Consider the following 24,538-nt stretch of genomic DNA (forward strand, 5'->3'; position numbering starts at 1 on the left):
CTACCACTCAATATCTGCGACTGGCGTTGGTGCGGCTTCGTCATGAATGCTGCGGACCTGCGCATCATTGATTTCGATAACCCGATCAGCCATTTTGGCAATCGCAGCGTTGTGAGTGATGATCAAAACGGTTTTATGATCTTTGCGGCTGGCATCCTGTAATAGTTGTAGCACTTGCTTACCGGTCTTGTAATCCAGCGCGCCAGTTGGTTCGTCACACAGCAGCAGCTTCGGATTCTTCGCCAAGGCGCGGGCAATCGCCACCCGCTGCTGCTCGCCGCCGGAAAGCTGCGAAGGAAAATTGTCCAGCCGCGCGCCTAAACCAACTTGCTGCAACACGGTGGTCGGATCCAACGCATCTTTCACAATGGACCCAGCCAGCTCAACGTTTTCCTTAGTCGTCAGGTTCGGGATTAGATTGTAAAACTGAAAAACAAAACCGACATTGTGCCGCCGAAAAGCCGTGAGTTGCTTATCGGAAAACGTCGCAATGTCAGTCCCGTCAATCCAGACCTCCCCTTCTGTGGGCGAATCCATCCCGCCTAAAATATTCAGCAGCGTCGACTTGCCCGCGCCGCTGGGGCCGAGGATAACCGTCAGCTTACCTTGATCCGCGGTAAAATTGATATCCTGATTGGCGGTAATGGTGGTTTCCCCCATTTTGTAACGTTTAGATTCATGTTTGACTTCGATATATGCCAATATTAAAAAACCTCCTACGATCGCATTGAGCTGAGCATGTGCCGCTGGTCTGCCCATAAATTCAACACGTTGTTCATTGAATGACATTATGTTAGATTAAAAGTATTCGTTCAAGCACAGAAACGGAAAATCTGTTTTGAAATGAACACTTTGTTGAAATCATGTTGGTTTAGAGGTGAACGTTGATGTCAGGGACACGGGACAATCGCCGGGTTCAGTATACGGTGAGTCGGTTTAAGACCGCCTTACTGCAGATTTTGGAAACCAAGGCGCTGGATGACGTGACCGTAACGGAGATTTGTCGGCAGGCGGATCTGAATCGCGGAACCTTTTACTTGCACTTCCAGTCGCCCTTGGCTTTATTCGAACAAATTGAAACCGATTTACTCAATGAAATCCAACCGTATCTCAGTGTTAAAATAGACGATATGACCAGGATGTTAGTGCCGATTCTCAAGGTCATTATGCAACATCCGCAAGCCGCAACGATTCTTTTAACCACACCGGATAGTTCGGTTTTACAAAAAATCGTGCGGCCGATTCAGGCACAAACGCAGTCACGTTATCAAACTTGGTACGGCGAGACCGATAAAGATCATCTCGATTATTATTATACGTTTTTCATTAATGGGGCCGTGGGTGTATTAACCATGTGGCTGAAGCATGGCATGCAAGAGCCGCCGGAGCAAATTGCGAAGGTGATCGAGAACGTGGTTACCAAAGGGGCGCCGCACTAACTAATTCGTTTATGGGAGAAAAAGATGCGAAATGTAAAATTAATTGCCAGTGATATGGACCAGACGCTGTTAACCAGCAAAGGCGTCTTACCACCGCACTTTGATCGTTACTTACACCGGCTTCATCAGGCAGGCATCGAATTCGTCGCTGCCAGTGGCCGACCGTTATATACGCTGCAGGAAACTTTTCCACACTTCAGCCAGCACATCTCGCTGGTTTGCGATAATGGCGGTTTAGTGGCAACGCATGGCCATATCATCGGAAAAAGTTTGATTTCCGCGGCCAAGTATCGCGAGATTGTGTCATTCATTCTTGAAAAAACCGATGGCGTTCCGGTGCTATGTGCCTTGGATGCCGCGTATATCAATGCGGTTGATGCCAAATATGCACCGGCGCTGTTGCCGTTTTACCACAAGCTCAAAAAGGTGCCGAATTTGCTGGATATGTCGCTAGAAGTCGATAAGGTCACGATTTATTTTCCTAATGCGGATAGTCGCAAAAATGCCGATCGTTATTTTCGGCCAGTGTTTGGTCAGGATTATACGGTTCAGGTGAGTGGCGAAACTTGGTTGGATATTCAAAATCTCGGCGTGAATAAAGGCCGCGGGATGCGGATTTTGAGTCGGCATTTTGATATTCCGACTGCTCAGATGATGGCGTTTGGTGATTATGATAATGATATTCCGATGCTGGAGACAGTTGGTTACAGTTATATTATGGCGAATGCGACGCAGGGTATGGCACAGCATGCCAAATATCGTACCCGTAGCAATGATGAATATGGCGTTTTACATGTGATGGATCAAGTCTTGCAGGCGCAGGAAGGCTAGGCGAGCGCATGGCGGCAATCGGGATGCGTGTGGTGATTGGCGGTTATGGGTTTGTGATGCTGCTGGTTGCCTGGCAGGCGTGGCAAGCCAAACAAGGTAACCCGCTTTTCAATCAACTAACGGCGCTGGCTGCGGTCTTGGTGCTGACAGCGGCGGTGATTCCGGATAAGGTCAACGCGGTCATCGTTTTGTTGATCGGGTTGCTGGGTTTGTCCGCAGTGGCGTGGCTTAATGGGATAGCAATGTACGGCAAGCCGCACGTAAGCCATCACTTGGTAAGATTATTGGTACATTTGGTTTTGTTTGGGTTAGCGGTTTGGTTGTTATAACTGAATCATTCAGTATGGTATGCGTAAGAAAAGTTTTCGAAACTGAGCCGTAATTTTGTAAGAACGTTCAAAAAAGCTCAGGCAATAAGTTCTGGGTCGTGCCAAACTCCGCAATCTCCGGCCAGCTGGGGCTGGAACGTGGTGGGCGCGACTTTGAGCCTCAGCAAACCCGGCTGAGTCTCAAAGCTCGGCCTTGGTCTAAAACGGGAAAACCGCCCGTTTAAGACCAATTTCACCACTGAGCCCCATCTGGCCTACGATTGCTCCGCTTTGGCACTACTATACTTAAGCAATTTGAACGAATTATCCTCGTGGAAACAAAAATGAACGCACTTCCGAAATTTGGGATGCGTTCATTTTTATTTCGGAGTCATAAATTATGAACCGGCTTCGAGAAGCTTTTGTTGATAATGTCAAATTTCATTAGAAATAGGCTTGGGCGAACAGCTTGGCGGCCAACAGGAAAGCCAAAACGGCAATGATAACGCGTAGTAACTGCACTGGCAGTCGCCGGGCGATGATGGGGCCAATGTAGCCACCAATGAAAAGGCCGATGCCGAGGGGGATGACCATGAGCCATTCGATTTTGGTCGTGAAAGCGTATATGACGGTGGCGATGCCATTAGCCGCAAAGCCGGTTAGATTTTTCATTGAATTGGACACAATGAAGGGCTGGTCCACGGTCAGGGTCAACGTTGCCAACATCACGACGCCGGCAGCAGCACCGAAGTAACCGGCATAGGCTCCGGTCACGAAGATAACGATGGTCTGCAGCGCTTCTTGGCGAAATGTCAGACGGCGCGCCGGTTCATTCGGGTCATGTTCCTGCGTGGGCAGTTTGCCGCTGAACAACAATAACAGGCCCGCGGCAATAATAAAGAACGGCACAATTTTTTCAAAAGTCGATGCAGGTGCAATCAGCAACAAGGCGCTGCCGAAAATGCTGCCGAGTGAAACCAACAGGATGAGCCGCCACAGAAATTTGCCGCGTCCATGCAGTTCAGGCAGGGATGAAACTGCTGAGCCGACACCGGTGAATACCAAGGCGGCGGTGTTGGTCACATTGGCAATCACCGGTGGCACCCCGATGGCCAACAACGCCGGGTAAGAAACCAACGAAGCCAGCCCAGCCAGCGTGGCCGTCAGGCCAGCACCGATGCCGGCAATGAGTAGGAAAGCGAAAATCGCGAGAGTCATGAAGTCAATCTCCTCTAAAAGAATGAGCGTGAGCCGGCGCGGTTAGAAACCGGAGTGTAAGAGGTCTTGGGCGTGATGGGCCCGGGCTTAAGCCATTGCGACCAAGGTCCTTACACGCAGGTTTCTGCACCGGGGAGCGCGTTAAAGTGAACCTGAGCAAAACCACATAGTTTTATTTTATACGCAAACTGCCAACCGTTGAGAGTCATAACCCACACAACTACCGGAACAGAAGGCTACACCATGTTTGCATGCTACCAACTACTTTGGCGTCAAAGCCTTAATCGTTGCGGTAATGCTGTGGTTCACGGTGTCGGCGTCTAGCGGCTGATTGAAGTATAAAAATCCAAGAATCAAGCCGCTGGTAGTCGACCAGATAGCTCTTAAAATATCTTCAAACGGCCAGTCAACCAGCACGCCCCGTTGTTTCAGGACGGTTAAATCATGCGTCATCGTCTGCCAATATTGGGCTGTGAAGTTGCCAATGACCTGTTCACGAACCTGCGTGTCATTTAACAATTCCGATAGAACGATTTTGATAATTTGCGCATTCGCCTGCAAAAAAGTAATGCGATCTTTGATTAAAACGGTTAGAAAAGTTTCCAATGACACATAATCCTGATTCAACCGGGATTTAATGAAGTCATCCAGTTCGGCCGGGAACATCTGGTCGAGTACCGGTGTGATAATGGCGTTCAATAGGCCGCGTTTGTTGGTGAAGCGGCTGTAAATATTACCTTCGGCGACCCCGGCCCGCGCGGCGATTTCCTTCGTACTGGTTGCGGCGTACCCCTTCTCGGCAAACACATCAATGGCGGCGATGATAATCAGTTTCTGTTTAGCCGTGAAATCATTAAATAATTGCGCTTGATGCAACATGTCATCAGTTGAATTGGCCATGTACCAGGATCCCTTCTTAAATTGGATTAAGTGAAAACTTAAAGCCGGCAGTGTGGTTTTATTATAGCACGCGATGAGCGCCGTCAATAGGGGCTTTAGGCAATAAGTTAAGTTAGCCTAACCTTTTTCTTGACCTCGCTTGGGAAGGGTGTATATTTATCTCGGACGATGTTGAGTGATAGCTCAATCGAGACCCAAATTTCAAACCAATGGAAAGAGGGCTTTATATCATGGAAAAAGAAAATAAAAACTCAAAACGTGAGCGGATCATTCATTTTGAAGACACGCCGAGTAAAAGTCTAGATGAAGTTAACGGCAGTGTTGAAGTGCCGCACAATGCCGGTTTTTGGCGGACACTAGCCGCTTATACCGGACCGGGTATTCTGGTTGCCGTGGGGTACATGGATCCCGGTAACTGGATCACCAGTATTGCCGGCGGGGCTTCATTCAAGTACTCACTGCTTTCAGTTATTTTGATTTCCAGTTTGATCGCGATGTTGCTGCAGGCAATGGCGGCAAGGCTGGGAATCGTGACCGGTAAGGACCTGGCGCAGATGACGCGTGAGCATACCGGACGTGTCATGGGCGGTTTTCTTTGGGTTGTTACCGAATTAGCAATTATGGCAACAGATGTAGCCGAGATTATCGGGTCGGCCATTGCGCTAAAACTGCTTTTCAAGATGCCGCTGATTGTCGGCATTATCATTACTACGACAGATGTTTTAATTCTGTTACTACTCATGCGCCTCGGCTTTCGAAAAATCGAAGCGGTGGTTGCTACTTTAGTCCTCGTCATTCTGCTGGTTTTCGCCTATGAAGTCATTTTGGCCCAACCCAACGTGCCGGAAATGTTAAAAGGCTACGTGCCACACGCTGATATTGTTACTAATAAATCCATGTTGTACCTTTCACTAGGGATCGTGGGTGCGACGGTCATGCCGCATGATCTTTTCCTTGGATCATCGATTTCCCAGACGCGTAAAATTGATCGCAGCAAGCCAGACGATGTCAAACGGGCGATTAAGTTTTCAACGATTGATTCCAACTTGCAACTGACGATGGCGTTTATCGTCAACTCATTACTGTTAATTCTTGGAGCGGCGCTTTTCTTCGGCACCAATAGCTCATTAGGCCGCTTTGTAGATCTTTTCAATGCCTTAAGCAATTCACAGATTGTCGGCGCCATTGCCAGCCCGATGCTTTCCATGTTGTTTGCGATCGCATTGCTGGCATCCGGTCAAAGTTCAACGATCACCGGGACGCTAGCCGGCCAGATTATTATGGAAGGTTTCATCCATCTGAAAATGCCGCTCTGGGCACAGCGCATTCTGACGCGGCTCATGTCCGTCACGCCGGTCTTGATTTTCGCCATTTATTATCACGGCAACGAAGCCAAGATTGAGGGACTGCTGACGTTTTCGCAGGTTTTCCTAAGCGTCGCGCTACCGTTCGCTGTCATCCCGTTGGTGCGCTACACCAGCGACAAAAAGATCATGGGCGAATTTGCCAACCACGCCTGGGTCAAGTGGCTGGCGTGGCTCATCAGTGCGGTGCTCATTATCTTAAACCTTTACTTGATTGCTCAGACATTGGGCTTTGTTAAATAAATAAGAACGGCATGCAAAAAGGCCACTGGGCGGAGTTTCGTCCAGTGGACTTTTTGAGTAAACTAGAAAGCGCATTATGGTGAGTACCGAGACTGTGATACGATTTAGCGAGAGAACAAGTAAAAAAGGAGGATAATCGCATGACAATCCAAGAAAAAATGCACAACGGCGCACTGTATCAGCCAATGGATGCGGATTTGCAAAAAGAACAACTGGCTGACATTGACGAAGTGGCCATTTATAATCGCATTCCGGCGCCCCATCAGGAAGAACGCTTCTCCCAGCTTAAAAAGATGTTTGCGGAAATCGGTGAAAGAAGTTACGTTGAAGCGCCGTTCTATTCTAACTTTGGTGGCGCCCATGTTCATTTTGGCAGTGGTATTTATGCCAACTTCAATTTAACGTTGGTTGATGATACGCATATTTATGTGGGCGATCGAACCATGTTTGGTCCTAACGTAACCTTGGTGACCGCCACGCATCCGATTGATCCGAGCCTGCGTGAACAAGGTTACCAATACAATAAACCGATTCATGTCGGTCGGAATTGCTGGTTTGGCGCAAATGTCACGGTCATGCCTGGCGTGACGGTCGGCGATAACAGTGTCATTGGCGCTGGCAGTTTAGTTACGCATGATATTCCGGCTAATGTCGTGGCATTCGGCTCACCGTGTCGGGTTGTTCGTGAGATTACGGATGACGATCGAAAGACGTATGATCATGGGAAGCCGATTGACATTGAGTCGCTTTAAATGGCAGCACGAACCTTTAGGGGGCTGGACATGACTTTTACATTTGACGGTTTAGTGAAGGAGTCAGCCGAACACGCTGGGCTTAAAAGAAACCAATTCGACAGACAAGATATCGAAGACTATGTGGTTTATAACATCTCAAATATCCAGTCAAGTTTAGAAAATTTGCAGGCTTTTCATACGCTCTCGTCACTGAGCGTTCTCTTTGAAGAATTCGGCGTTCCATTGAGAATCTCGGTGATGATGAAAGACAATAAGACTAAAGTTGATTATGTGACAATAAGGTTGTCTAAAGCTGAATACGATGAGGCTTCGCAGAAAGTTAAGTCAATGGTTGAACGCGCATTGAAGCGAAAAGCGGACGGGGAAAAGTAGTGCTTCTGCAAAAGCAGTGTTTCGCTGAGTAGACGTTCATGATTCTGCTTTCATCAACATGCTCTCTTTAAGGTTGTTTTTGGTATAACGCATTAGCATGAGTCTCATCAACTAATGGTCAAACATGGCAGGTATAGGTCATGAAAACATTCCTCCACTAACTCTTTTTTTGAGTAGTAGAAATGAGTTTTCATGATCTTTTTTCTAGTGTATTTCCATTTCAGGGAGGTTGACATGTCATTGCTCTAGGAGTATTTTCTCATTAATATCAAATTGTTCTAATTTATTTAACATAAAACGCAGATCGTAACAAGCATACCCTTTAGACGCGTATTTCTGATTAAGGAATGACCGCTATGAGTCAAAGAAGCAACTGGTTCTACATATTCTCCAAATTTGCCGCTAAATATCGACTCAAATTTGTCGTGATCTTATTGGGGCTTTGTTTAGTTGAGAGCGTGTATGTTGCGGGGATATCGTTGTTGCCTTCGCTCGCAGTTGTTCTTATCCAAGCGAAAGACCTGAAGCTAGCTATGGTGATTTTGACCATCTTGCTCGCCGGGGTCGGTGTGTATGTTATCAGAATCTTTGATTTATTTTTGCAGCAACGCCTGACTTTGCTGACATTTGATTTTCGGTTTGATTACGTGCCGGTTTTCTCTGAGCATATTTTTGGTTGGCGGCAAAGTTTGATTGACTCGGTAGATGGAAAAGCGGTTATTGATCAAGCTTACGAAGCGATTTACAACGGGCAAAATGTTGGGATTGGGGCGATCATCGCACAGACGGTCACCCTGATTCGAACGGGTTGCCAAATTATCGTGCTGCTTGGCATGATGGGAATTTTGAGTATTTGGCCAGCTGCCATTGTCTTGGGGCTGAATCTTTTACAATATGCCTTTCAGCGCATCGGCAATCAATGGTATTTCAACCATAAAGGTGAACAAAATCAGATCACCAGTTATCAAAGTTATTTTGTGCGGACGCTGATGAAACGCTCAACGGGTAAAGATATTCGCCTATTTGCGATGTTTGATCTTTTTCATCAGCATTTTATAGCATTGATTCAAAAGTTGGTGACCTGGCAACGCCATTACTCAAATCTTTCGCTGATCATTAATCTGGGACAGCGACTCGTTAACGTTATCGGCTTAGCGTTGTCGCTGTTAATCTTGATTGCACTTCAGAACGTCTCAATTGCCAGTCTGCTCTTTGCGATCAGCGCCATCCAAACACTCAACCTGAACTTTGGTAATTTTAGGGATGCCTATGTGACAGTTGGGAAGAATTTGGTTTTTGTTGACAATTTTCGAAAATTTATGGCCTTCTCTTACCGCCAAGACAGCGGCGCAAAAGAGCGGAAGGTTAGTGAGTCAGGTAAAATTGAAGTTCAGCATCTTGCTTATCAGGTGAATGGAACCGAGCTTGTGCATGACATCAATTTTTTCGTCGAGCCAGGAGAGAAAGTTGCGATTGTCGGTGAGAATGGCGCGGGCAAGTCAACACTGGTCAAATTACTTTGCGGCTTATATACGCCAAGTTCAGGATCAGTGGCGATTGATGGCCAAGACATCGCGACCTGGGCGCCAGCAGCCATGCGCCAGCGAGTGGCGGTCGAATTTCAGGATGACGTGATCCTCCATTTTACGATTGCAGAAAATGTGGCTTGTACAACGCCGCAACAGATTGATACAGCGCGTGTTAAGGCAGTATTGGCTGAAGTTGGATTGGGAGATTTTGTCGCCGGTTTGCCTAGTGGGATTCAGACATTCATTGGCAATGAGTTGAGTGAAAATGGTATTCAACTTTCCGGTGGGCAAAAGGACAAAATACTTTTTGCCAGAGTTCTTTATCGTCAGGCGGATATTAATATCCTCGATGAGCCAACTTCGGCGCTTGATCCGATTAGTGAAAAGCAGTTTTATGCATTGGTTGACGCGAAGCTGTATCAGAAAACAACGATCATCGTGACGCATCGGCTGGGGGCTTTGGCAACTGAGAATGTCAAGATTCTGGTCATGAAAGATGGCACCGTTATCGCTTCTGGAAGTCACCGCTGGCTTTTAACAAATTGTGACTATTATCGCAAACTTTGGTTGGCACAGAGGTCATTGTATGTTGGGAGTGACGGCCATGAAGCATCGTAAAACAGAAATTCGGCACGGGATCGGAACAGTTCGCTTTATTTATCGTTTCGGGAAAAGTTTATTCGGCTTAACGTTGCTGATAAGTATCTTGAATGCGGTCGCGCCACTGATTGTGATCTTGGGCAACACGCAGATATTAAATCAAATTTTATCCAATCAGCGACAGTCAATTATGCAGATCGTTTTGTACTTTTATAGTGCGGCAGCAATGGCTTATGTCGGGGCGGCCATTTTACAGCGATTTTTGGACATTGCCTCGGTTCGCGCAAATGAGCGGTTGAAGACGGCGATTTATGAAGCGTGGGAAAAGGTTGATTTTCAGCAGCTTGAGACGCAAGGATATTTTTCAAAGATGATGAAAAGTGAGGCGTCGTTTCGGTACTCTGGCTGCATTCCGGCTTTCTTTACCCAATTTCAAAATCTCGTTCAGAGCTTGGTGACGATAGCGGCTGGTTTGGGACTGATCGGGTGGATTGTCATGGTCGGGGCCACCAAGAGCGGCAAGTTGGCAATTGTCATTGTCATGTCTTTGTTACTGATCATGTTGGGTGAGTATGGACTAATCCTGATCTATCAAAAGTTGACACACTCGAACATCAAACTTTTTAAGTATTTAATGAACTTGGAACGTAAGATGAACTATTTTCTGATGAATATCGTCAATTCGTATGAGAATATCAAGGCCATTAAAATGTGGGGCTTGCGCGGCCCGATTCAAAATCGGTATCGAACCACGTGGAAAAGTGAAAAAAGTGTCAATCATAAGCTGATTATCAACGATAGCCTATCGCAAATTGTAACGGCCATCATGGCTTCTTTTGCAACACTCGTGTTGTTCATCCTGGTTGTCTTTAAAATAAAGGAAGGCTTGTTACCGATTGGCCAGTTGAATACTTTGTTTGGCAGTGTTGTGCAGATGACGAGTGCCGTTAGCGTGATGATTGCGACTTGGCAGCAATTTCTTCGTTTCCAGAATCAAGTGCAGTATGCCAGCGACATTTTACCGCCAGAAAAGCCTGCCGCCTCATCTGGCAGGGTCACACTCCCGCTACAGACGAAGAATGTGATTGAATTTGTTCATGTATCGTTTGCTTATGCTGATGGTCCGGAGGTGTTGCATGATATTTCCCTAAAGCTTGATTTGCAGGGCGTGACAGCGTTAGTTGGTGTGAACGGGAGCGGCAAGAGCACCTTGGTCAAATTGTTGTTGGGGTTGTATCGGCCAACGAAGGGGAAAATTCTGTTCAATGGTCAGGATATTTCTAAGTTTACTCAAGCAGACTACTTGGCGTTGTTTAAAGTTGTGTTTCAGGATTACGCTATTTTTGATTTTTCGATTGCCCAGAACATTTCGGCGAGTGTCGACCAAGATCAGGGGCGCTTGCGTGACGTCATGATGAACAATGGTATTGCCGAGTGGGTCGACCGCTTGCCGAATCGCGAGAAAACGGCGATTGGCACCTATAGTCAGGAAGATTTTCAACCCAGTGGCGGTCAGCGACAGCAAATTGCCGTTGCCAGAGCGCAGTACAAACATGGCATTTACCAGATTCTGGATGAACCTTCAGCTGCCATGGATCCAATTAAAGAACTAAGATTGTTTTCAAAAATCAAGCAAGTGTCTCAAGATACGCCGTCACTTTTTATCACCCACAGAATCGGCGCGGTGACATTGGCCAACAAAATCATTCTGATGCGTGATGGGCGGATTGATGGCATTGGCACGAAAAGTTCACTACTTCGCCAATCAGCCTATTTTCGGGAATTGTGGCATAGTCAAGCTGATATGTATGCATTTGATGCTAACTTGGATGCAGCTGGGGAGTAAAGCAACTTTTTGAAAATCCGCACCCCAACCAGTGCTATCATAAAAATAATTGAAAGGAAGCGGGTCTATGAATCAGTTTGTGAATCATTCGAGTTGTACCGCGTTGCTGGTTGGTAAGAAGGCGTCGGTTGACGGGTCGACCATGATTGCCCGGAATGAGGATGCGGCTGGCGGGATTAATCCTAAACGTTTTATTGTCGTGAAGCCGGATGAGCAGCCGCAACGGTATGTGTCAACGTTTAATGGGTTTCAGTTGGATTTGCCGCAGTCACCATTGCAGTATACCTGCACGCCGGTGGCCGACACGAGCGATGGCACATGGGGCGAGGCTGGAATCAATAGCGACAATGTGGCGATGAGTGCGACCGAGACCGAATTTACGAATACCACGATGCTGGGACTGGATCCGCTTGAGCCGGACGGTATTGGCGAAGAAGCCATGCTGACGGTGGTGCTGCCGTACATTCACAGCGCACGTGAAGGCGTGCAGCGTCTGGGTGACTTGGTGACCAAGTATGGCACTTGTGAGAGTAACGGCATTGCCTTTTCCGATGCGAACGAGATTTGGTATTTTGAAACGGTTGGCGGCCATCATTGGGCGGCTGAACGCATTCCCGACGACAGTTACGTTCTCGCGCCGAACCAGACCGGGATTCAGGAAATTGATTTTAATGCGCCGGAACATTTTCAGTACAGTGCCGATCTGAAAGACTTTGCTGATCGCTATCACTTGAATAAGGCCAAGGAAGGCTTTAATTTTCGCGACATTTTCGGTGAAGATACCCAGGCGGATCACTATTACAATACGCCGCGCGTCTGGTATGCCCAGAAAATGCTGAATCCGGAAGTTGAGCAAGACCCCGAAAGCCGGACGATGCCGTTTAGTCGGGTGCCTAGTCACCTGATTTCGGTTGAAGATGTGGCGCTGGTGCTGAGTAGTCACTATCAAGCCACCGAGTTTGATCCGTATGGGCAGACAGGCACGCCGGAAACCCGCAAGCGTTACCGACCGATCGGGATGAATCGGAATCAGGAGATGCATATTTTGCAGATTCGGCCGGACATGCCAAAAGCGCACGCGGCGATTCATTGGCTGGCGGAAGGGGTCAACATTTTCAACACGCCGGTACCGTTCTTCGCCAACTGCACGACTACACCGGACAACTTCCAGTACACGCCGACCGATAAAAGTTCGACGGCCAGCTTTTATTGGCTGAACAAGCTGATTGCGATGGTTGCCGATCCGTTATTCGCTGAACATAATTGGGATGCCGAAGTGGCTGTTTCGGAAAGCCGCAAGTTTGGTTTCGCAGCAGGGCGCGCGGCAGTGGCGAAAGGCGACGAAGGATTTTCTGATGTGAAGCCGGAGGATCTGCCAGCTTGGCACGACGAATTGAATGCCGAAACCGCCGCAACGATTACGAACGATTTGCAATACTTACTGTATCGGTTGGTTTGCATTCGGGCAGAGAAAATGACGCCGACGTTTGAAAAAGGTGGCGAGCTATAAAAAACGGCTGACTTTTGCCGTGAATGCGTGTCAAATACCGTCACACAGCTTAACACGCTCACCAAAAATACCGCCCAATCGCACCGATGAGTTCTCATCAATGCGGTTGGGCGTTTATAATGGTCGAGAAGATGTTTCAGAAAAGGCAACGAAGCAGAAAGAAGGTCAGCTCATTAAAAATACAAAAACAGAACGCTGGATCGGTTTGATTGTCGGACTTGTGCTGAATGCTGCCGGAAACGGACTTTGCATTGTCGGCGCAATGGGCAGCGGACTGTGGACGGCAGCGGCGATTAACCTCAACGATTGGCAAGGCTGGAACATCGGTGCCGTGCTGTTCACGTTTGGCGTGCTTAACGCCTTGACCAACTTAATCCTCATCCACCATTGGGATTGGCCGCGCTTGATTAGCGAAATCATTTACACGCTGTTTTTCAGTTATTTTGTCAATGTCTTTACCTGGGTGTTCACATGGCTCGGCCTTGGAAGCTGGTCGGTTCTGGCCCGAATTTTTGTTTCCTGCTTCGGGGTTTTCTGCTTTTGCGTGGCGATTTCACTTTATCAGCGCGCCAACATTATCATGCATCCCAACGATGACACCACCAACATTTTGCGGTTTATGTATTTCAAAGGCAATGCCACGGCGTCACAGATTACCAATTTCATCCCACCCATCATTGTGGCCGTCATTGCCTGGATCGCGACGGGTAAACTGCTGGGGATTAACGTTGCAACGTTGTTCTCGTTTTTGGGCAATGGTATCATCATTGCGTGGGCCGACGAGCATGTTTGGCCGCAGTTGAAACATAACTTTAAGGTAACGCCTGATGGGCAGTCGTGAAGAAGGATTTTCGTTAGTTAGGAAGGTATCCGAAATGAAAAGAAAAGAATCAGTTTTAAGCCAACTGCCAGCGCTCATCGCAGATCCAACCACCACTGGGCCGGAGTTGGAAATTTTGAAACATGCGGAGGAACGGAGACAAAAAGGCAACAACGAGGAAGGAATTGCCTACGAAATTAGAACCGGACTGCAACCCTTAGCGATTGGCCAAAAGTTATCGCCCAAGGTTGTCGACTTTCTGACCCAGGTTGCGGCGCAATATCTTGGCATGGGTAATCGAGGCAATATCATTTTTTAGTAAATGGTTCTTCAGGATAGTTACACTTTTTGCCGCTTGCGGCATATGCCGATTATTTTCTCATAGGTAAACCTCAACACCCGATCATGCTGGTAAATACTTTTTCAGCGTGATCGGGTGTTTATGTTGAGCCCCCGATTTTTGCGATCGGGCGCAGCATTTTCCATTAGATTTCGGTTGCAACCTTCTTAGTAAATAGTACACTAACATTAATATACTAATGACGGAGGGACCGGAATGAACGATGAGCTGACGATTCGAAGTGGCATCCATGATGTCATGCCAACGGTGTTTGGCTATATTACGGTGGGGATGGCTTATGGGATTGTGGCAAAAACCGGCCACTTGTCGCTGCTGATGATCGGGCTCATGTCGCTGATCGTGTATGCCGGATCGGCGCAATTCGTATTGGTAAGCATGTTGGCTGCCGGCAGCCCGATTGGCGCCATGGTGATTTCGACTGCTTTGATTAACGCGCGGATGAGTTTGATGTCCATGACCGTGGCACCTTATTTAAAAGATGAATCGATGACCCAGAATGTGCTGATCGGCACTTTGCTGACAGATGAAAGTTTTGCGCTGTCGATGAATAAACTCAATTACACCAACCACCATTTGAACGCACCATGGTTCCATACGGTCAATGTCGGGGCTTACTTAGTCTGGTTTGTCGCTAGTCTTTTAGGTGCCGTCATCGGCGGGATGATTCCCAATCCGGACAACTTCGGCTTGGACTTTGCCGTTGTCGCGATGTTCATCGGGCTGCTTTACCTACAGATGATTACGGATCGGTCAAAACCGTTCCTGCGGCATTTGAGTGTCGCCGGAGTGGTCGCCGTCGCCATGGTACTGCTGGTGCGTTATTTACCCGGCACAACGGCGATCATTATCGCAACGGTGATTGGCTGTTTATTTGGAATGGAGGTGGAACGTCATGCAAAATCCTGACACATTGATCGCAATCCTGAGCTGTGGACTAGCAACGTGGCTCTTACGCGTGGTGCCGATCGTTTTGGTCAAACGCATGACAATCCCCAAGTGGCTACTGCACTTCTTGAGTTTTGTTCCGGTAGCCATCCTCTCAGCCATTTTTGTAGAAAACCTCCTCGTCATCCACGTCGGTCACTGGCCTAGCGTCAACTGGCCCAATTTATTAGCGTCCCTGCCAGCAATTGGTGTTGCAATCATCACTAAAAGTTTATTCGCTGTCGTTGTCGCCGGGGTGGTTTCTATGGCTGTTTTGCGGTTGCTAGGGTGGACTTAAGCAACAAAGGTCGGTACTGAGATGTCTTTTAAAGCTGTTGAACAAAGGCGAATGAATAGTTCGCTTTTTATTTTCGAAAGAATGATTCGTTAAAATTGTTAAGATCCAGTGCCAAAGCGGAGCAATCGGAGGCCAGATGGGGCTCAGTGGTGAAATTGTACTAGCCGGGCGATCTTCCCGGCGTAGTACAAGGCCGAGCTTAGAGACTCTGCCGGTTTTGCAGAGGCTCTAAGTCGTGTCCACCACGTTCCAGCCCCATCTGGCCGGAGATTGCGTAGTTTGGCACGGCGTGGAATATTTTAGTAAAAACAAATTTGTTTCTCCTCTTGAAATTCACAGACACCCTCATTAACTCATATATCAGAATTTTAAGACACAAACAAAATAGCCATTGACAAGTTTTACTAAAATAAGTACACTACAAGGTGAAAGCGATTTCAGAAAACGCACTCGTAAAACTTGAAATGGAGGCTTTTTGCATGGAGACATCGTTGTTGTACCCAGTGACAAATGATCAGCGCACTGATCAGAAACTGGATGGACTATGGCAATTTAAGTTTGATGAAACGAAACAAGGCGTGAAAGATGGCTGGGAGACCGGCTTTCACGATGGCGTTTCGATGCCGGTACCGGCTAGTTTCAATGACTTCTTTACCGATAAAGAGAGTCGCGAATATACCGGGGATTTCTGGTATAGCCGCAAGTTTTTCGTTCCGTCTGCGGCTAAAGGCAAGGCGCTGTTTCTACGGTTTGATGCCGTTACCCACCGCGCAACGATTTTTGTGAACGGCAAAGAAATCCGGTCGCATGAAGGCGGCTTCTTGCCATTTACCGCGGACATCAGCAGCGCCGTTCACTACGGTGCCGAGAACACCGTGGTCGTCAAAGGCAACAACGAATTGTCCCGCGAAGCCTTACCAGCCGGCGACACGATCACGTTGCGGAATGGGAAGAAAATGGTTCGGCCATTCTTCGACTTTTATAATTACTCCGGCTTGAACCGGTCCGTTCATTTGCTGACGTTGCCACAGGAGCGGGTGTTGGATTACACCACCACGTTTGAATTAAATGGCCAAGACGCTACCGTGAACTATACGGTGACAACCAACGGGGATGCCCCTGTAACGGTTAGTCTGGCCGATGCTGACGGCCAGGTTGTGGCAACGGCCCAAGGCAAGGAAGGCGCTCTGCAGGTTAAGAACGCCCATCTCTGGCAGGTACGCAACGCTTATCTCTACACCTTGACCATTCAAGTTGGCGATGACGCGCAGACGCCGGTTGATACTTATACCGATCGCATCGGGATTCGGACGATCAAGATTTCCGGTACCAATATTCTGGTCAACGACAAGCCCATCTACCTGAAAGGCTTCGGCCGTCACGAAGATTCGCCATTTGCCGGCCGTGCTTTTGACCTGAACGTTGAAAAGAAGGACTTTGCCTTGATGAAGTGGATCGGCGCGAACTCCTTCCGTACCTCGCATTATCCATATGACGAGCAAGTCTACAAGATTGCTGATGAAGAAGGGTTCTTGCTAACGGATGAAGTGCCGGCGGTTGGTTTCAAAATGGCTGCGGCAGCCTTTCTTGGCGGCTTGAACCAGTCCTTCTTTAAAGGGCCATGGCTCAAGAAGTTGCACGAACGCCATATTGATCAGATCCGTGATTTGATCAAGCGCGATAAGAACCACCCATCCGTTTTGGCATGGAGCCTCTTCAACGAACCCGATACAATTGATGAAAATGCGGTTCCTTACTTCAAACAAATTTTCGACGAGTCCAAGGATCTTGACCCACAAAGTCGGCCGCGGACCTTTACCTTGAGCGAAGACGACACCATCGAAACGTCCAAAGTGCTCGACTTCCCAGACTTTTACATGCTCAATCGGTATCCTGGCTGGTATCATTTTGGCGGCTACCAGATTTCCGATGGGGAAGCCGGTCTGCGTGATGAAATGGACAAGTGGCAAAAGGCCGGCGTCACGAAGCCGGTTGTCTTCACCGAGTTCGGTGCCGACACCGAAGCTGGCTTGCACAAGCTGCCAAGCGTGATGTGGACCGAAGAATATCAAGTTGAAGTCCTGAAAATGTTCAGCCGCGTCTTTGATGACTATGACTTTATCAAAGGCGAACAAGTCTGGAACCTTGCTGACTTCCAGACCGTTGAGGGTAACATGCGGGTCAATGGTAACAAGAAAGGGATCTTCACCCGCGACCGCCAGCCAAAAGAAGCTGCCTTCTTCTACCACGATCGCTGGAACAAGCTGCCGCTGGATTATAAAGCCAAGTAACTTGATCTCCGCGTCAAACTAAAGGTTCATTTAGCGATGCTGCACCCATCTGGCGCTATCTGATGGGTGTTGTTTCGCATGACCAATGCCAAACGACTGTTTCTGAGAAAGAAGCAGTTGCTTGGTATTTTTTTGTCTTGAAAAGCTTATCATTCAGCTGACAAAAATTTTTTGGTGGTTAAAAACGCTTCATGACAGGCGATGCATCGCTTTGAGACAAGCAAATTTGAAATAAATTTATAAAAATTGTTGTCATCAATACTTCAACATGTATACTAATATATGAGTTCTTTTAGTAAGCGCATTCAGTAAGCGATTTAACGCATGACCATTCAAGGGGGCTTGCCTACTTTTCTGACAGTGAACCGTAGACGACATCGTAACGCGAAAACCGGCGCTTAATCGCGCTAGGTCACGTTCAAAATGGGAGGAAAACGAGCAAATGAAAGCAAAGATAATTGGCTGGCGGCCCAAAGGCTTTAACAAAAAATGGCTTTGGGCCAGCATTGCAACGGCTGTCGCGGCAGCATCCATGGTTTTGTTTTTGATGATACCGTCGGCGACCCGCGCGGCAACACAGAATCCGGAAGATCCTGTTACCGTTAAGCTGGACGGGAACGATATTGCCAGCAACAACACCAATGGGCTCACGTTTAAAGGCTTCGGGGTTCTCAGCGGCAATGGTACCAGCGCCTTGCTGATGGATTATAAGTCAGAGCATCCTGACGTTTATGCGAAAATGATGAAAACCCTGTTCGGCGGCAGTCAGCCCCTTATGACCAACGTCAAACTGGAAATGGGGAATGATCGCAACAACTCCACCGGTTCGGAGCCTGCTACCCAACGAACTGAATCGGAAAGCGCCAATGTGACTCGCGATCAAGGTTTTCAGCTGGCCGCTGACGCTAAGAAACTCAATCCGAATCTCAAGGTAACGATTCTGCGATGGAACGCACCGGGTTGGGCCAAAACCAACGACCAGATTTACACCTGGTACAAAAATTCGATTTTGGCGGCTTACCGTAAATACGGCTACATGGTCGATTACGTCAACCCTGGATTAAACGAACACGCACCGGATCTGACCTGGGCGAAGGAATACGCTAATCGGGTCAAAACCGACACGACTGGCTTCAAGAACGATACCGAACGCAAACTTTATAACAATATCAAAGTCGTGATTTCAGATGAAGTCGGCGTCGGAAGCTTCGGTAAAAAGATGGTGTCGGATTCATCGCTGCGCAACGCTATCACAGCGGCCGGCTATCACTATTCAACTGAAGACGACAGTGCCAAAAGCTTTACAACGCTGGCTGACAAGTACAACAAAGAAGTCTGGAATAGTGAAGCCCAGGCAACTTTTGGCAATTCCGATTATCGGCCTAACTCAGGCACCGGCATCGGCGGTAACGGGAGTTCGCTAGAAATGGCCAACACCATTGTCAAAGGCTTTACCGATTCACGGCGGACGAACTTCATTTATCAGCCGGCCATTGCATCCTTTTATGAAGGCGGGCAATATTCTTCGAAGAGTGTGCTGCAGGCAACCGATCCGTGGTCAGGTTGGACGAACAACGATGTCGCGCTTGACGTACTGGCACAGTTCAGCAAGTTTGCCAAACTCGGCTGGGAAAATAGCGACAATACCTCCGGCGTTTGGCGGGCAGTTTCCCAAGCCAGTGCTTCGACGGCCACCGGATCTAATCCTGTCAACGGCCGCAATGGCTTAGCCAATTACTTAACCCTTGCTTCACCGGACAAGAAAAACTTTTCGACGGTCATTGTCAACGACAGCAAGTACACGAAGCATTACCAGATTTCAGCGACCAATATGGGCTATAAAGGCAACCCGTCGCTGGAAGAATGGGAAACCCGTGCGGCTGATTCGAGTGCCACCGATGCCTATAACAGCAATTACCTCAAGCACGTGGGCGATGCCAGCGCCGATAGCAAAGGGGTTTACACGGTCACCGTGAAGCCGTGGTCAATGATGACCGTCACCACGCTGGATAAAGCAAAAGATAATGATCTGAAGCAAGACGCTGCTACCCCATCGGATAAAGAGCGTACCGTGCTGGATACCGATACAAACGGCAAAGGCCATGACACTTCAGATAACACCCTTTATGCCGACAACTACGAATATGCCGGGAAAAAGGTGGCAACCTTGAACGCGGATGGAACCAGCAATACGTCGCAAACTGAAGATTTCATCAGTTCGCGTGGTGGCAACTCCGGCTTTTACCCGCTCTACACGTTCAACCGCAACGGCACACTTGAAGGTTATCAATCGAGCAACGCCAAGTCCGGCAGCTATGTTCTCCGTCAGCAACTGGATTCAACCGTTGTGGCGCCTGGTGGAGCGTGGAATGACGGAGATGCGCTTGCCTGGATCGGCGACAATCGCTGGATGAACTACAAAGCCAGCACCGATGTTTCGTTTGAAGATAAAGGTACTTATGGCAGCGCCAATTACGCTTCAATCGGTGTCCGCCAGCAAGCTGATTCCGGGCCGGCAGCTTATCTGAAGTTCTGGCAGGACGGTGGCTGGTCGCTGCACATCGGTAGTCAAACTATTAGCGGAAATGTTGCGACCGGCCAAGGCGGCACCAAGATCTCCGATTTTGATACCGCCAATACCGCATGGCACAACATTGCGGTTCAAGCAGCCGGCGATACGATCACGGCTTCTATTGATGGTCATGAAGTCGCATCCGGCAAGGTTACGACGCAACTTTCCGGCCGTGTCACATTAGGCAGTGGCTATTACCACACCGACTTTGATAATCTGAAAGTTGAAAAGGTTAAGGGCTACACGCCGTATTATTCACAACAACTCGACGACCTGGAAATGTATGACACGTCAGCTAAACCGCAAAAAGAATTGGTTTATAACAATCAATGGACCCACGAAAACGGTCAAGGCATGTACGTGCGTGATCGGACAATTTCCAAGAGCACCGGCGCTGGCGCAACGCTAACGTACACGTTCAATGGTACCGGCTTGGACATCTGCGGCAGCAACGATGGCTCGGCTAAGTTGGATGTGACCGTAGACGGCAAACAGGTGGCCACCAATGCGGCTACTAATAAAACTGGCAACCTTGAGCAGGCGTACACGCTGCGCAATCTAAAGGATGGCCAACACACCGTAACGTTTACCGTCAAAAGCGGTACGTTAGCTGTGGACTATGTCGGCGTGGTGCCTGGCGAAAACAGTGTTGATTTTAGCGCCTTGCAGACCGCTTATGACAAGGATAAAGACACGACCAACGCCAGCAACAAGTACACGACTGCCAGCTGGAACGCTTTCCAGACAGCCTTATCCGCTGCCAAGAACGTTTTGGCCAACAGCAGCGCAACGCAGTCAGATGTTGACACCGCTTTGAAGAATCTGAACACGGCATACGACGGGTTGGCACTCAGCCTAGACAAGTCCGCGTTACAGAAGGCCTATGACAAGGCAAAAGACGTCACCAATTCGAACAACAAATACACGGATGCCAGTTGGTCGGCACTCCAGACAGCCTTGACCGCGGCCCAGAAGGTCTTGTCAAACACCGATGCAACATCGGCAGACATCGACACCGCGCTGAAAAACCTGAATACGGCTTATGCCGGCTTGACCCCAAGTCCGACAACCAACCCAGACAAGGCAAAGTTACAAGCAGCCTATGACAAGGACAAAGCGGTCGCGAATACCGACAACAAGTACACCGCTGACAGCTGGAAGACCTTCCAGACAGCTGTGGCAGGCGCACAAACGGTTTTGGCCAACAACGATGCAACCCAGACAGACGTTGACGCCGCTTTGCAAAAACTGAACGACGCCTATAACAGTTTGGCACCAACTAATGGCGAAAAAACCGATAAGTCGGCACTTCAGACAGCCTACGACAAAGACAAAACCGTCACCAACACGGACAATAAGTACACTGACGATAGCTGGAAAACGTTCCAGTCCGCATTGGAAAATGCCCAGAAAGTGTTAGCGGACAACAAAGCAGTCCAAACCGATGTCGATGCTGCTTTGCAGAAGCTAAATGATGCCTATGATGGCTTAACGGTCAATCCAGACACCAAGCCGGACAAATCGGCCTTACAAGCAGCCGTCGATGCAGCCAAAGCCCTTAGCGATGCAGCCGTCACTGGCGAGCATGAAGGCAACTACCCGGCTGATGCCGTCACAACCTTGAAGGACGCGATCACCGCAGCCCAAAAGGTTCTCACCGACGCGTCTGCTTCCAAAGACGATGTGACCAACGCGTTTTCAACCCTCAACCAAGCCGTTGCGACCTTCAAAAAGGCAGCCATCACCGTTAACCGTGATCCGTTAACGCAACTGGCCAAGGCAACGCAAGCGCTCAAAGAAGCCGACTACACGAGTGATAGTTGGACCACGTTCCAGCAAGCCTTCACCGCTGCCCAGAAGTTGTTGGCAGGCAAACCAAGTCAGCAAGAATTAAACGCTGCAGTGACCGCACTTCAAGCCGCGAAAAACAACCTCGTGGCAGCAGGTGGTCAACTGCCATCAACAGGCGGCAGCGACTCATCAAGCGCCAGCCAGGCACCTTCCTCATCATCAAGCAGCGCGACATCAAGTTCCACCGCAACTGATCAAACCAGTCCGGTAAGTGAATTTACTTCTAGCTCGAACAAGAACAAATATCCAAACACAGGCGAATCACAACTGTCGCTGGTAGTAACAGTAGCAGCACTTGCTTTGCTTATTGGCATTGGCGGTCTTGCTTGGTTCCTGCATGAGAAAGGTAAGGCGAAACAGGAGTAGAATGAAACATTAAGAACGTAGCTGGAGTTGTAACAGCAATTTCATAGTATTTTAAAATGCCCCGCAGTCTGGATGCTTTCTGACTGTGGGGCATTTTTGGTATGTCACTTTCAAGGAGATTTGTAATTCGCAATTTCCATTTTGATCTTCTTGGCTTGATGTGTTGCTATATACCTTGTATATTCACTTAAGGAAGTATATAGCAACACCGCAGTGCCGGACGGAAACTACTATGATTCACAGCCATCCAGCATAGCAAAAATTGACAACAGCATTTCCCTTAACAACCGTCCTTCCCTCCAAGTCAGGCCGGTTATCACTTTTTTAAAATAGAAAAAACATGCTTGTCCAAGAGCAATCGCTTCTTGGCAAGCATGTTTCATTTTCAGGACTTATTCATTTGTTGCGCAAAGCGGATGACTCACAGACTACTTACCAGCCTTAATTTCATCCAACTTTGCCCGATATTTCTTGGCGGTTGCGGTGACACCTGCGTAGTCGCCGGTTTTGGCGGCTGCGGTGAGGTTGCTGCCGGCACCGACTAAGGTAACGCCGGCGTCGAACCAGGTTTCGAGGTTGTCGAGCGAAACGCCGCCGGTTGGCATGATGGCCAGCTGCGGGAATGGGCCGTGGAGTGCTTTGACCATGGCTGGGCCGGCAACGCTGCCAGGGAAAACTTTGACCAAGTCGACACCGGCTTCGAGTGCGGTTTGGATCTCGGTTGGGGTGAAGCAGCCCGGGGTGTAAGGAATCGAGTAGAGGTTACAGATTTTGGCAACGTCAGCGTTAAAGCTTGGGCTGACGATGAACTTGGCTCCGGCAATGATGGCCAGACGGGCTGTGGCCGGATCAAGAACAGTTCCGGCACCGATCAGAACATCGTCACGGTCGGCGTACTTTTCGCTGAGTTCGTCCAGTGCCTTGTCTGCGTGTGGCACCGTGAAGGTCAATTCAATTCCGGTCACGCCACCAGCAATTACGGCGTCAACGGTTTTAACAGCTTCATCGGCATCGTTGCCGCGAACAACCGCGACACAGCCGGTGTTCACTAACCGATTCAGGTAGTCATATTTTTGCATGTTTGTTTACTCCTTAAACGTGTTTGGTAACGAAGAAAGTCTTGTGCGTCTTGAAGCATGGAAAAAGTAAAAGCGCTTTTATTCGTGCCCTGTTTCATTAAGACTTGTTTTCATAAACTTGTCAAGTTGTGATCGCGTCGGGTAGCCGGTGTTGTCGCCGGCGGACTGGATGGCCAAGGCACCAATGGCATTGCCGCGGCTGGCTGCTTCGGCAGGGGAGCGGCCTTCTAGCAGCGCACTGATGACGCCAAGGGCAAAACCGTCACCAGCGCCGACCGTATCGACAATGTGCGCCGCCGGAAAACTCGGCAGCAGTTGGTCCGGCACGTCGCGGCCTAACAGGTAAGCGCCTTGTTTACCGACTTTAACGATAACCAGCTGCGTCTGCGGGCTTTGATCGAGGTAGAAGTGGGCGATGGTCTCAGGATCATCGCTACCGACCAGGATTTTACCTTCCGCCGCACCCGGCAACACAATGGTGGCACTTTTGGCTAACTCATTGATGGTGCTCGCCATGGTTTGCTGATCAGGCCACAATGCCGGCCGCAGATTGGGGTCGAACGTGATCATGATGTGGTTGGTGATGAGCCGCTTCATCAAGCGTTTCGTCGCCGCCAACGTTGAAGCCGAAGCCGCCGGGAAAATACCGGTAATGTGCGCCAGCTTGACGCCTGCCAAATCAACGCGGTCAATGGCGTCCGGGTCAAAATGGGCGGCTGCCGATCCGGCCCGAAGATAATAAGTGTTCGGATCACCGTGCGTGACGCGCGCTTTGAACTCAATGCCGGTCGGATAGCGCGAGGTCGTGGTGACATTGTCTGACCCAATCCCGGCCGCCGTGAGTTGCTGGCGAATGAAAATACCATTCGGATCTTCGCCAAGATGCGTGATATATTCAACTGAATGGCCCAGTCGGCTTAAGCCAACCGCCACATTCAATTCGGCGCCGGCCAGATACTTGGTAAAATGTTTGGCCGCTGCCAACGGAACATCGGCTTCTTCAGCGGCGAAAACGACGAGCGGTTCACCGATTGTCAGGCATTCATTCACGTGTGATCGTA

General features: G+C 48.8%; 20 protein-coding genes. 15 read left to right on the forward strand and 5 right to left on the reverse strand.

The genetic code is table 11. The annotated features are described in order from the left end of the window. Entirely contained in the window at positions 1–702 is a 702-nt protein-coding gene (locus tag LHUE1_RS05510; protein ID WP_049172007.1) for an ABC transporter ATP-binding protein, read from the reverse strand. Between the two features lie 185 nt (positions 703–887). Here LHUE1_RS05510 and LHUE1_RS05515 point away from each other — a divergent pair, with 185 nt between their 5' ends. From LHUE1_RS05515 to LHUE1_RS05525, 3 genes are read left to right on the forward strand one after another with little or no spacing between them, the layout of a single operon-like run. Continuing rightward, positions 888–1,439, forward strand: a complete 552-nt coding sequence (locus LHUE1_RS05515; protein ID WP_049172009.1) for a TetR/AcrR family transcriptional regulator — start codon at positions 888–890, stop codon at positions 1,437–1,439. 24 nt (positions 1,440–1,463) lie between these two features. Beyond that, positions 1,464–2,270 (forward strand): HAD family hydrolase, encoded by an 807-nt coding sequence (locus LHUE1_RS05520; protein WP_049172011.1) that lies wholly within the window; start codon positions 1,464–1,466, stop codon positions 2,268–2,270. An 8-nt stretch (positions 2,271–2,278) separates the two neighbouring features. Then, positions 2,279–2,599, forward strand: a complete 321-nt coding sequence (locus tag LHUE1_RS05525; protein WP_010490230.1) for a hypothetical protein — start codon at positions 2,279–2,281, stop codon at positions 2,597–2,599. A gap of 423 nt (positions 2,600–3,022) precedes the next feature. On the opposite strand, the gene LHUE1_RS05530 is transcribed toward LHUE1_RS05525, so the two are convergent. Further along, complete coding sequence (locus LHUE1_RS05530) at positions 3,023–3,796, reverse strand: sulfite exporter TauE/SafE family protein (RefSeq protein ID WP_049170024.1); 774 nt, start codon at positions 3,794–3,796, stop codon at positions 3,023–3,025. A 261-nt stretch (positions 3,797–4,057) separates the two neighbouring features. Beyond that, positions 4,058–4,696, reverse strand: coding sequence for a TetR/AcrR family transcriptional regulator (locus LHUE1_RS05535; RefSeq protein WP_049170023.1), 639 nt, complete (start codon positions 4,694–4,696; stop codon positions 4,058–4,060). Between the two features lie 230 nt (positions 4,697–4,926). On the opposite strand from LHUE1_RS05535, the gene LHUE1_RS05540 reads away from it, so the two are divergent. From LHUE1_RS05540 to LHUE1_RS05595, 12 genes are all read left to right on the forward strand, one after another. After that, entirely contained in the window at positions 4,927–6,303 is a 1,377-nt protein-coding gene (locus LHUE1_RS05540) for an Nramp family divalent metal transporter (protein ID WP_049170022.1), read from the forward strand. 140 nt (positions 6,304–6,443) lie between these two features. Beyond that, positions 6,444–7,055 (forward strand): sugar O-acetyltransferase, encoded by a 612-nt coding sequence (locus tag LHUE1_RS05545; RefSeq protein ID WP_049170021.1) that lies wholly within the window; start codon positions 6,444–6,446, stop codon positions 7,053–7,055. Further along, on the forward strand, positions 7,056–7,430 hold the full coding sequence (locus LHUE1_RS05550) for a hypothetical protein (RefSeq protein WP_249443876.1): 375 nt from the start codon (positions 7,056–7,058) through the stop codon (positions 7,428–7,430). Positions 7,431–7,786: 356 nt separating this feature from the next. Then, positions 7,787–9,577, forward strand: coding sequence for an ABC transporter ATP-binding protein (locus LHUE1_RS05555; RefSeq protein ID WP_049170019.1), 1,791 nt, complete (start codon positions 7,787–7,789; stop codon positions 9,575–9,577). Beyond that, complete coding sequence (locus LHUE1_RS05560; RefSeq protein WP_277848297.1) at positions 9,564–11,405, forward strand: ATP-binding cassette domain-containing protein; 1,842 nt, start codon at positions 9,564–9,566, stop codon at positions 11,403–11,405. Before LHUE1_RS05555 ends, LHUE1_RS05560 begins: the two co-directional genes overlap by 14 nt. Before the next feature lie 67 nt (positions 11,406–11,472). After that, positions 11,473–12,915, forward strand: a complete 1,443-nt coding sequence (locus LHUE1_RS05565; RefSeq protein WP_277848298.1) for a C69 family dipeptidase — start codon at positions 11,473–11,475, stop codon at positions 12,913–12,915. A gap of 208 nt (positions 12,916–13,123) precedes the next feature. Further along, positions 13,124–13,756, forward strand: coding sequence for a hypothetical protein (locus LHUE1_RS05570; RefSeq protein ID WP_277848301.1), 633 nt, complete (start codon positions 13,124–13,126; stop codon positions 13,754–13,756). Between the two features lie 34 nt (positions 13,757–13,790). After that, positions 13,791–14,054 carry a bacteriocin immunity protein gene (locus LHUE1_RS05575; protein ID WP_049170016.1) on the forward strand — a complete coding sequence of 88 codons (264 nt, stop codon included), beginning with the start codon at positions 13,791–13,793 and terminating at the stop codon, positions 14,052–14,054. Between the two features lie 237 nt (positions 14,055–14,291). Continuing rightward, positions 14,292–15,002 (forward strand): AzlC family ABC transporter permease, encoded by a 711-nt coding sequence (locus LHUE1_RS05580; protein ID WP_049170014.1) that lies wholly within the window; start codon positions 14,292–14,294, stop codon positions 15,000–15,002. Then, positions 14,989–15,318, forward strand: coding sequence for an AzlD domain-containing protein (locus LHUE1_RS05585; protein WP_049170013.1), 330 nt, complete (start codon positions 14,989–14,991; stop codon positions 15,316–15,318). Before LHUE1_RS05580 ends, LHUE1_RS05585 begins: the two co-directional genes overlap by 14 nt. 479 nt (positions 15,319–15,797) lie before the next feature. Beyond that, the gene (gene uidA / locus LHUE1_RS05590; protein WP_049171848.1) at positions 15,798–17,609 is read left to right on the forward strand and encodes a beta-glucuronidase; all 1,812 of its coding nucleotides are present in this window, start codon (positions 15,798–15,800) and stop codon (positions 17,607–17,609) included. A gap of 442 nt (positions 17,610–18,051) precedes the next feature. Then, on the forward strand, positions 18,052–22,398 hold the full coding sequence (locus LHUE1_RS05595; RefSeq protein ID WP_277848299.1) for a glycoside hydrolase: 4,347 nt from the start codon (positions 18,052–18,054) through the stop codon (positions 22,396–22,398). A 428-nt stretch (positions 22,399–22,826) separates the two neighbouring features. On the opposite strand, the gene LHUE1_RS05600 is transcribed toward LHUE1_RS05595, so the two are convergent. Together LHUE1_RS05600 and LHUE1_RS05605 are read right to left on the reverse strand one after the other, a co-directional pair. Next, a complete protein-coding gene (locus LHUE1_RS05600) occupies positions 22,827–23,477 on the reverse strand; it encodes a bifunctional 4-hydroxy-2-oxoglutarate aldolase/2-dehydro-3-deoxy-phosphogluconate aldolase (RefSeq protein ID WP_049171844.1) in 651 nt (216 codons plus the stop codon). A 78-nt stretch (positions 23,478–23,555) separates the two neighbouring features. After that, entirely contained in the window at positions 23,556–24,527 is a 972-nt protein-coding gene (locus LHUE1_RS05605; RefSeq protein WP_049171841.1) for a sugar kinase, read from the reverse strand. Positions 24,528–24,538 lie beyond the last annotated feature (11 nt).

The organism is Lacticaseibacillus huelsenbergensis (genome assembly GCF_029726355.1).
In the GTDB taxonomy this organism is placed as follows: domain Bacteria; phylum Bacillota; class Bacilli; order Lactobacillales; family Lactobacillaceae; genus Lacticaseibacillus; species Lacticaseibacillus casei.

What these genes read in the sequence shown, in the direction of transcription:
- LHUE1_RS05515 (WP_049172009.1), top strand. Translation starts at nt 888, where the DNA reads ATGTCAGGGACACGGGACAATCGCCGGGTTCAGTATACGGTGAGTCGG.
- LHUE1_RS05520 (WP_049172011.1), top strand. Translation starts at nt 1,464, where the DNA reads ATGCGAAATGTAAAATTAATTGCCAGTGATATGGACCAGACGCTGTTA.
- LHUE1_RS05525 (WP_010490230.1), top strand. Translation starts at nt 2,279, where the DNA reads ATGGCGGCAATCGGGATGCGTGTGGTGATTGGCGGTTATGGGTTTGTG.
- LHUE1_RS05530 (WP_049170024.1), bottom strand. Translation starts at nt 3,796, where the DNA reads ATGACTCTCGCGATTTTCGCTTTCCTACTCATTGCCGGCATCGGTGCT.
- LHUE1_RS05535 (WP_049170023.1), bottom strand. Translation starts at nt 4,696, where the DNA reads ATGGCCAATTCAACTGATGACATGTTGCATCAAGCGCAATTATTTAAT.
- LHUE1_RS05540 (WP_049170022.1), top strand. Translation starts at nt 4,927, where the DNA reads ATGGAAAAAGAAAATAAAAACTCAAAACGTGAGCGGATCATTCATTTT.
- LHUE1_RS05545 (WP_049170021.1), top strand. Translation starts at nt 6,444, where the DNA reads ATGACAATCCAAGAAAAAATGCACAACGGCGCACTGTATCAGCCAATG.
- LHUE1_RS05550 (WP_249443876.1), top strand. Translation starts at nt 7,056, where the DNA reads ATGGCAGCACGAACCTTTAGGGGGCTGGACATGACTTTTACATTTGAC.
- LHUE1_RS05555 (WP_049170019.1), top strand. Translation starts at nt 7,787, where the DNA reads ATGAGTCAAAGAAGCAACTGGTTCTACATATTCTCCAAATTTGCCGCT.
- LHUE1_RS05560 (WP_277848297.1), top strand. Translation starts at nt 9,564, where the DNA reads ATGAAGCATCGTAAAACAGAAATTCGGCACGGGATCGGAACAGTTCGC.
- LHUE1_RS05565 (WP_277848298.1), top strand. Translation starts at nt 11,473, where the DNA reads ATGAATCAGTTTGTGAATCATTCGAGTTGTACCGCGTTGCTGGTTGGT.
- LHUE1_RS05575 (WP_049170016.1), top strand. Translation starts at nt 13,791, where the DNA reads ATGAAAAGAAAAGAATCAGTTTTAAGCCAACTGCCAGCGCTCATCGCA.
- LHUE1_RS05580 (WP_049170014.1), top strand. Translation starts at nt 14,292, where the DNA reads ATGAACGATGAGCTGACGATTCGAAGTGGCATCCATGATGTCATGCCA.
- LHUE1_RS05585 (WP_049170013.1), top strand. Translation starts at nt 14,989, where the DNA reads ATGCAAAATCCTGACACATTGATCGCAATCCTGAGCTGTGGACTAGCA.
- uidA (WP_049171848.1), top strand. Translation starts at nt 15,798, where the DNA reads ATGGAGACATCGTTGTTGTACCCAGTGACAAATGATCAGCGCACTGAT.
- LHUE1_RS05595 (WP_277848299.1), top strand. Translation starts at nt 18,052, where the DNA reads ATGAAAGCAAAGATAATTGGCTGGCGGCCCAAAGGCTTTAACAAAAAA.
- LHUE1_RS05600 (WP_049171844.1), bottom strand. Translation starts at nt 23,477, where the DNA reads ATGCAAAAATATGACTACCTGAATCGGTTAGTGAACACCGGCTGTGTC.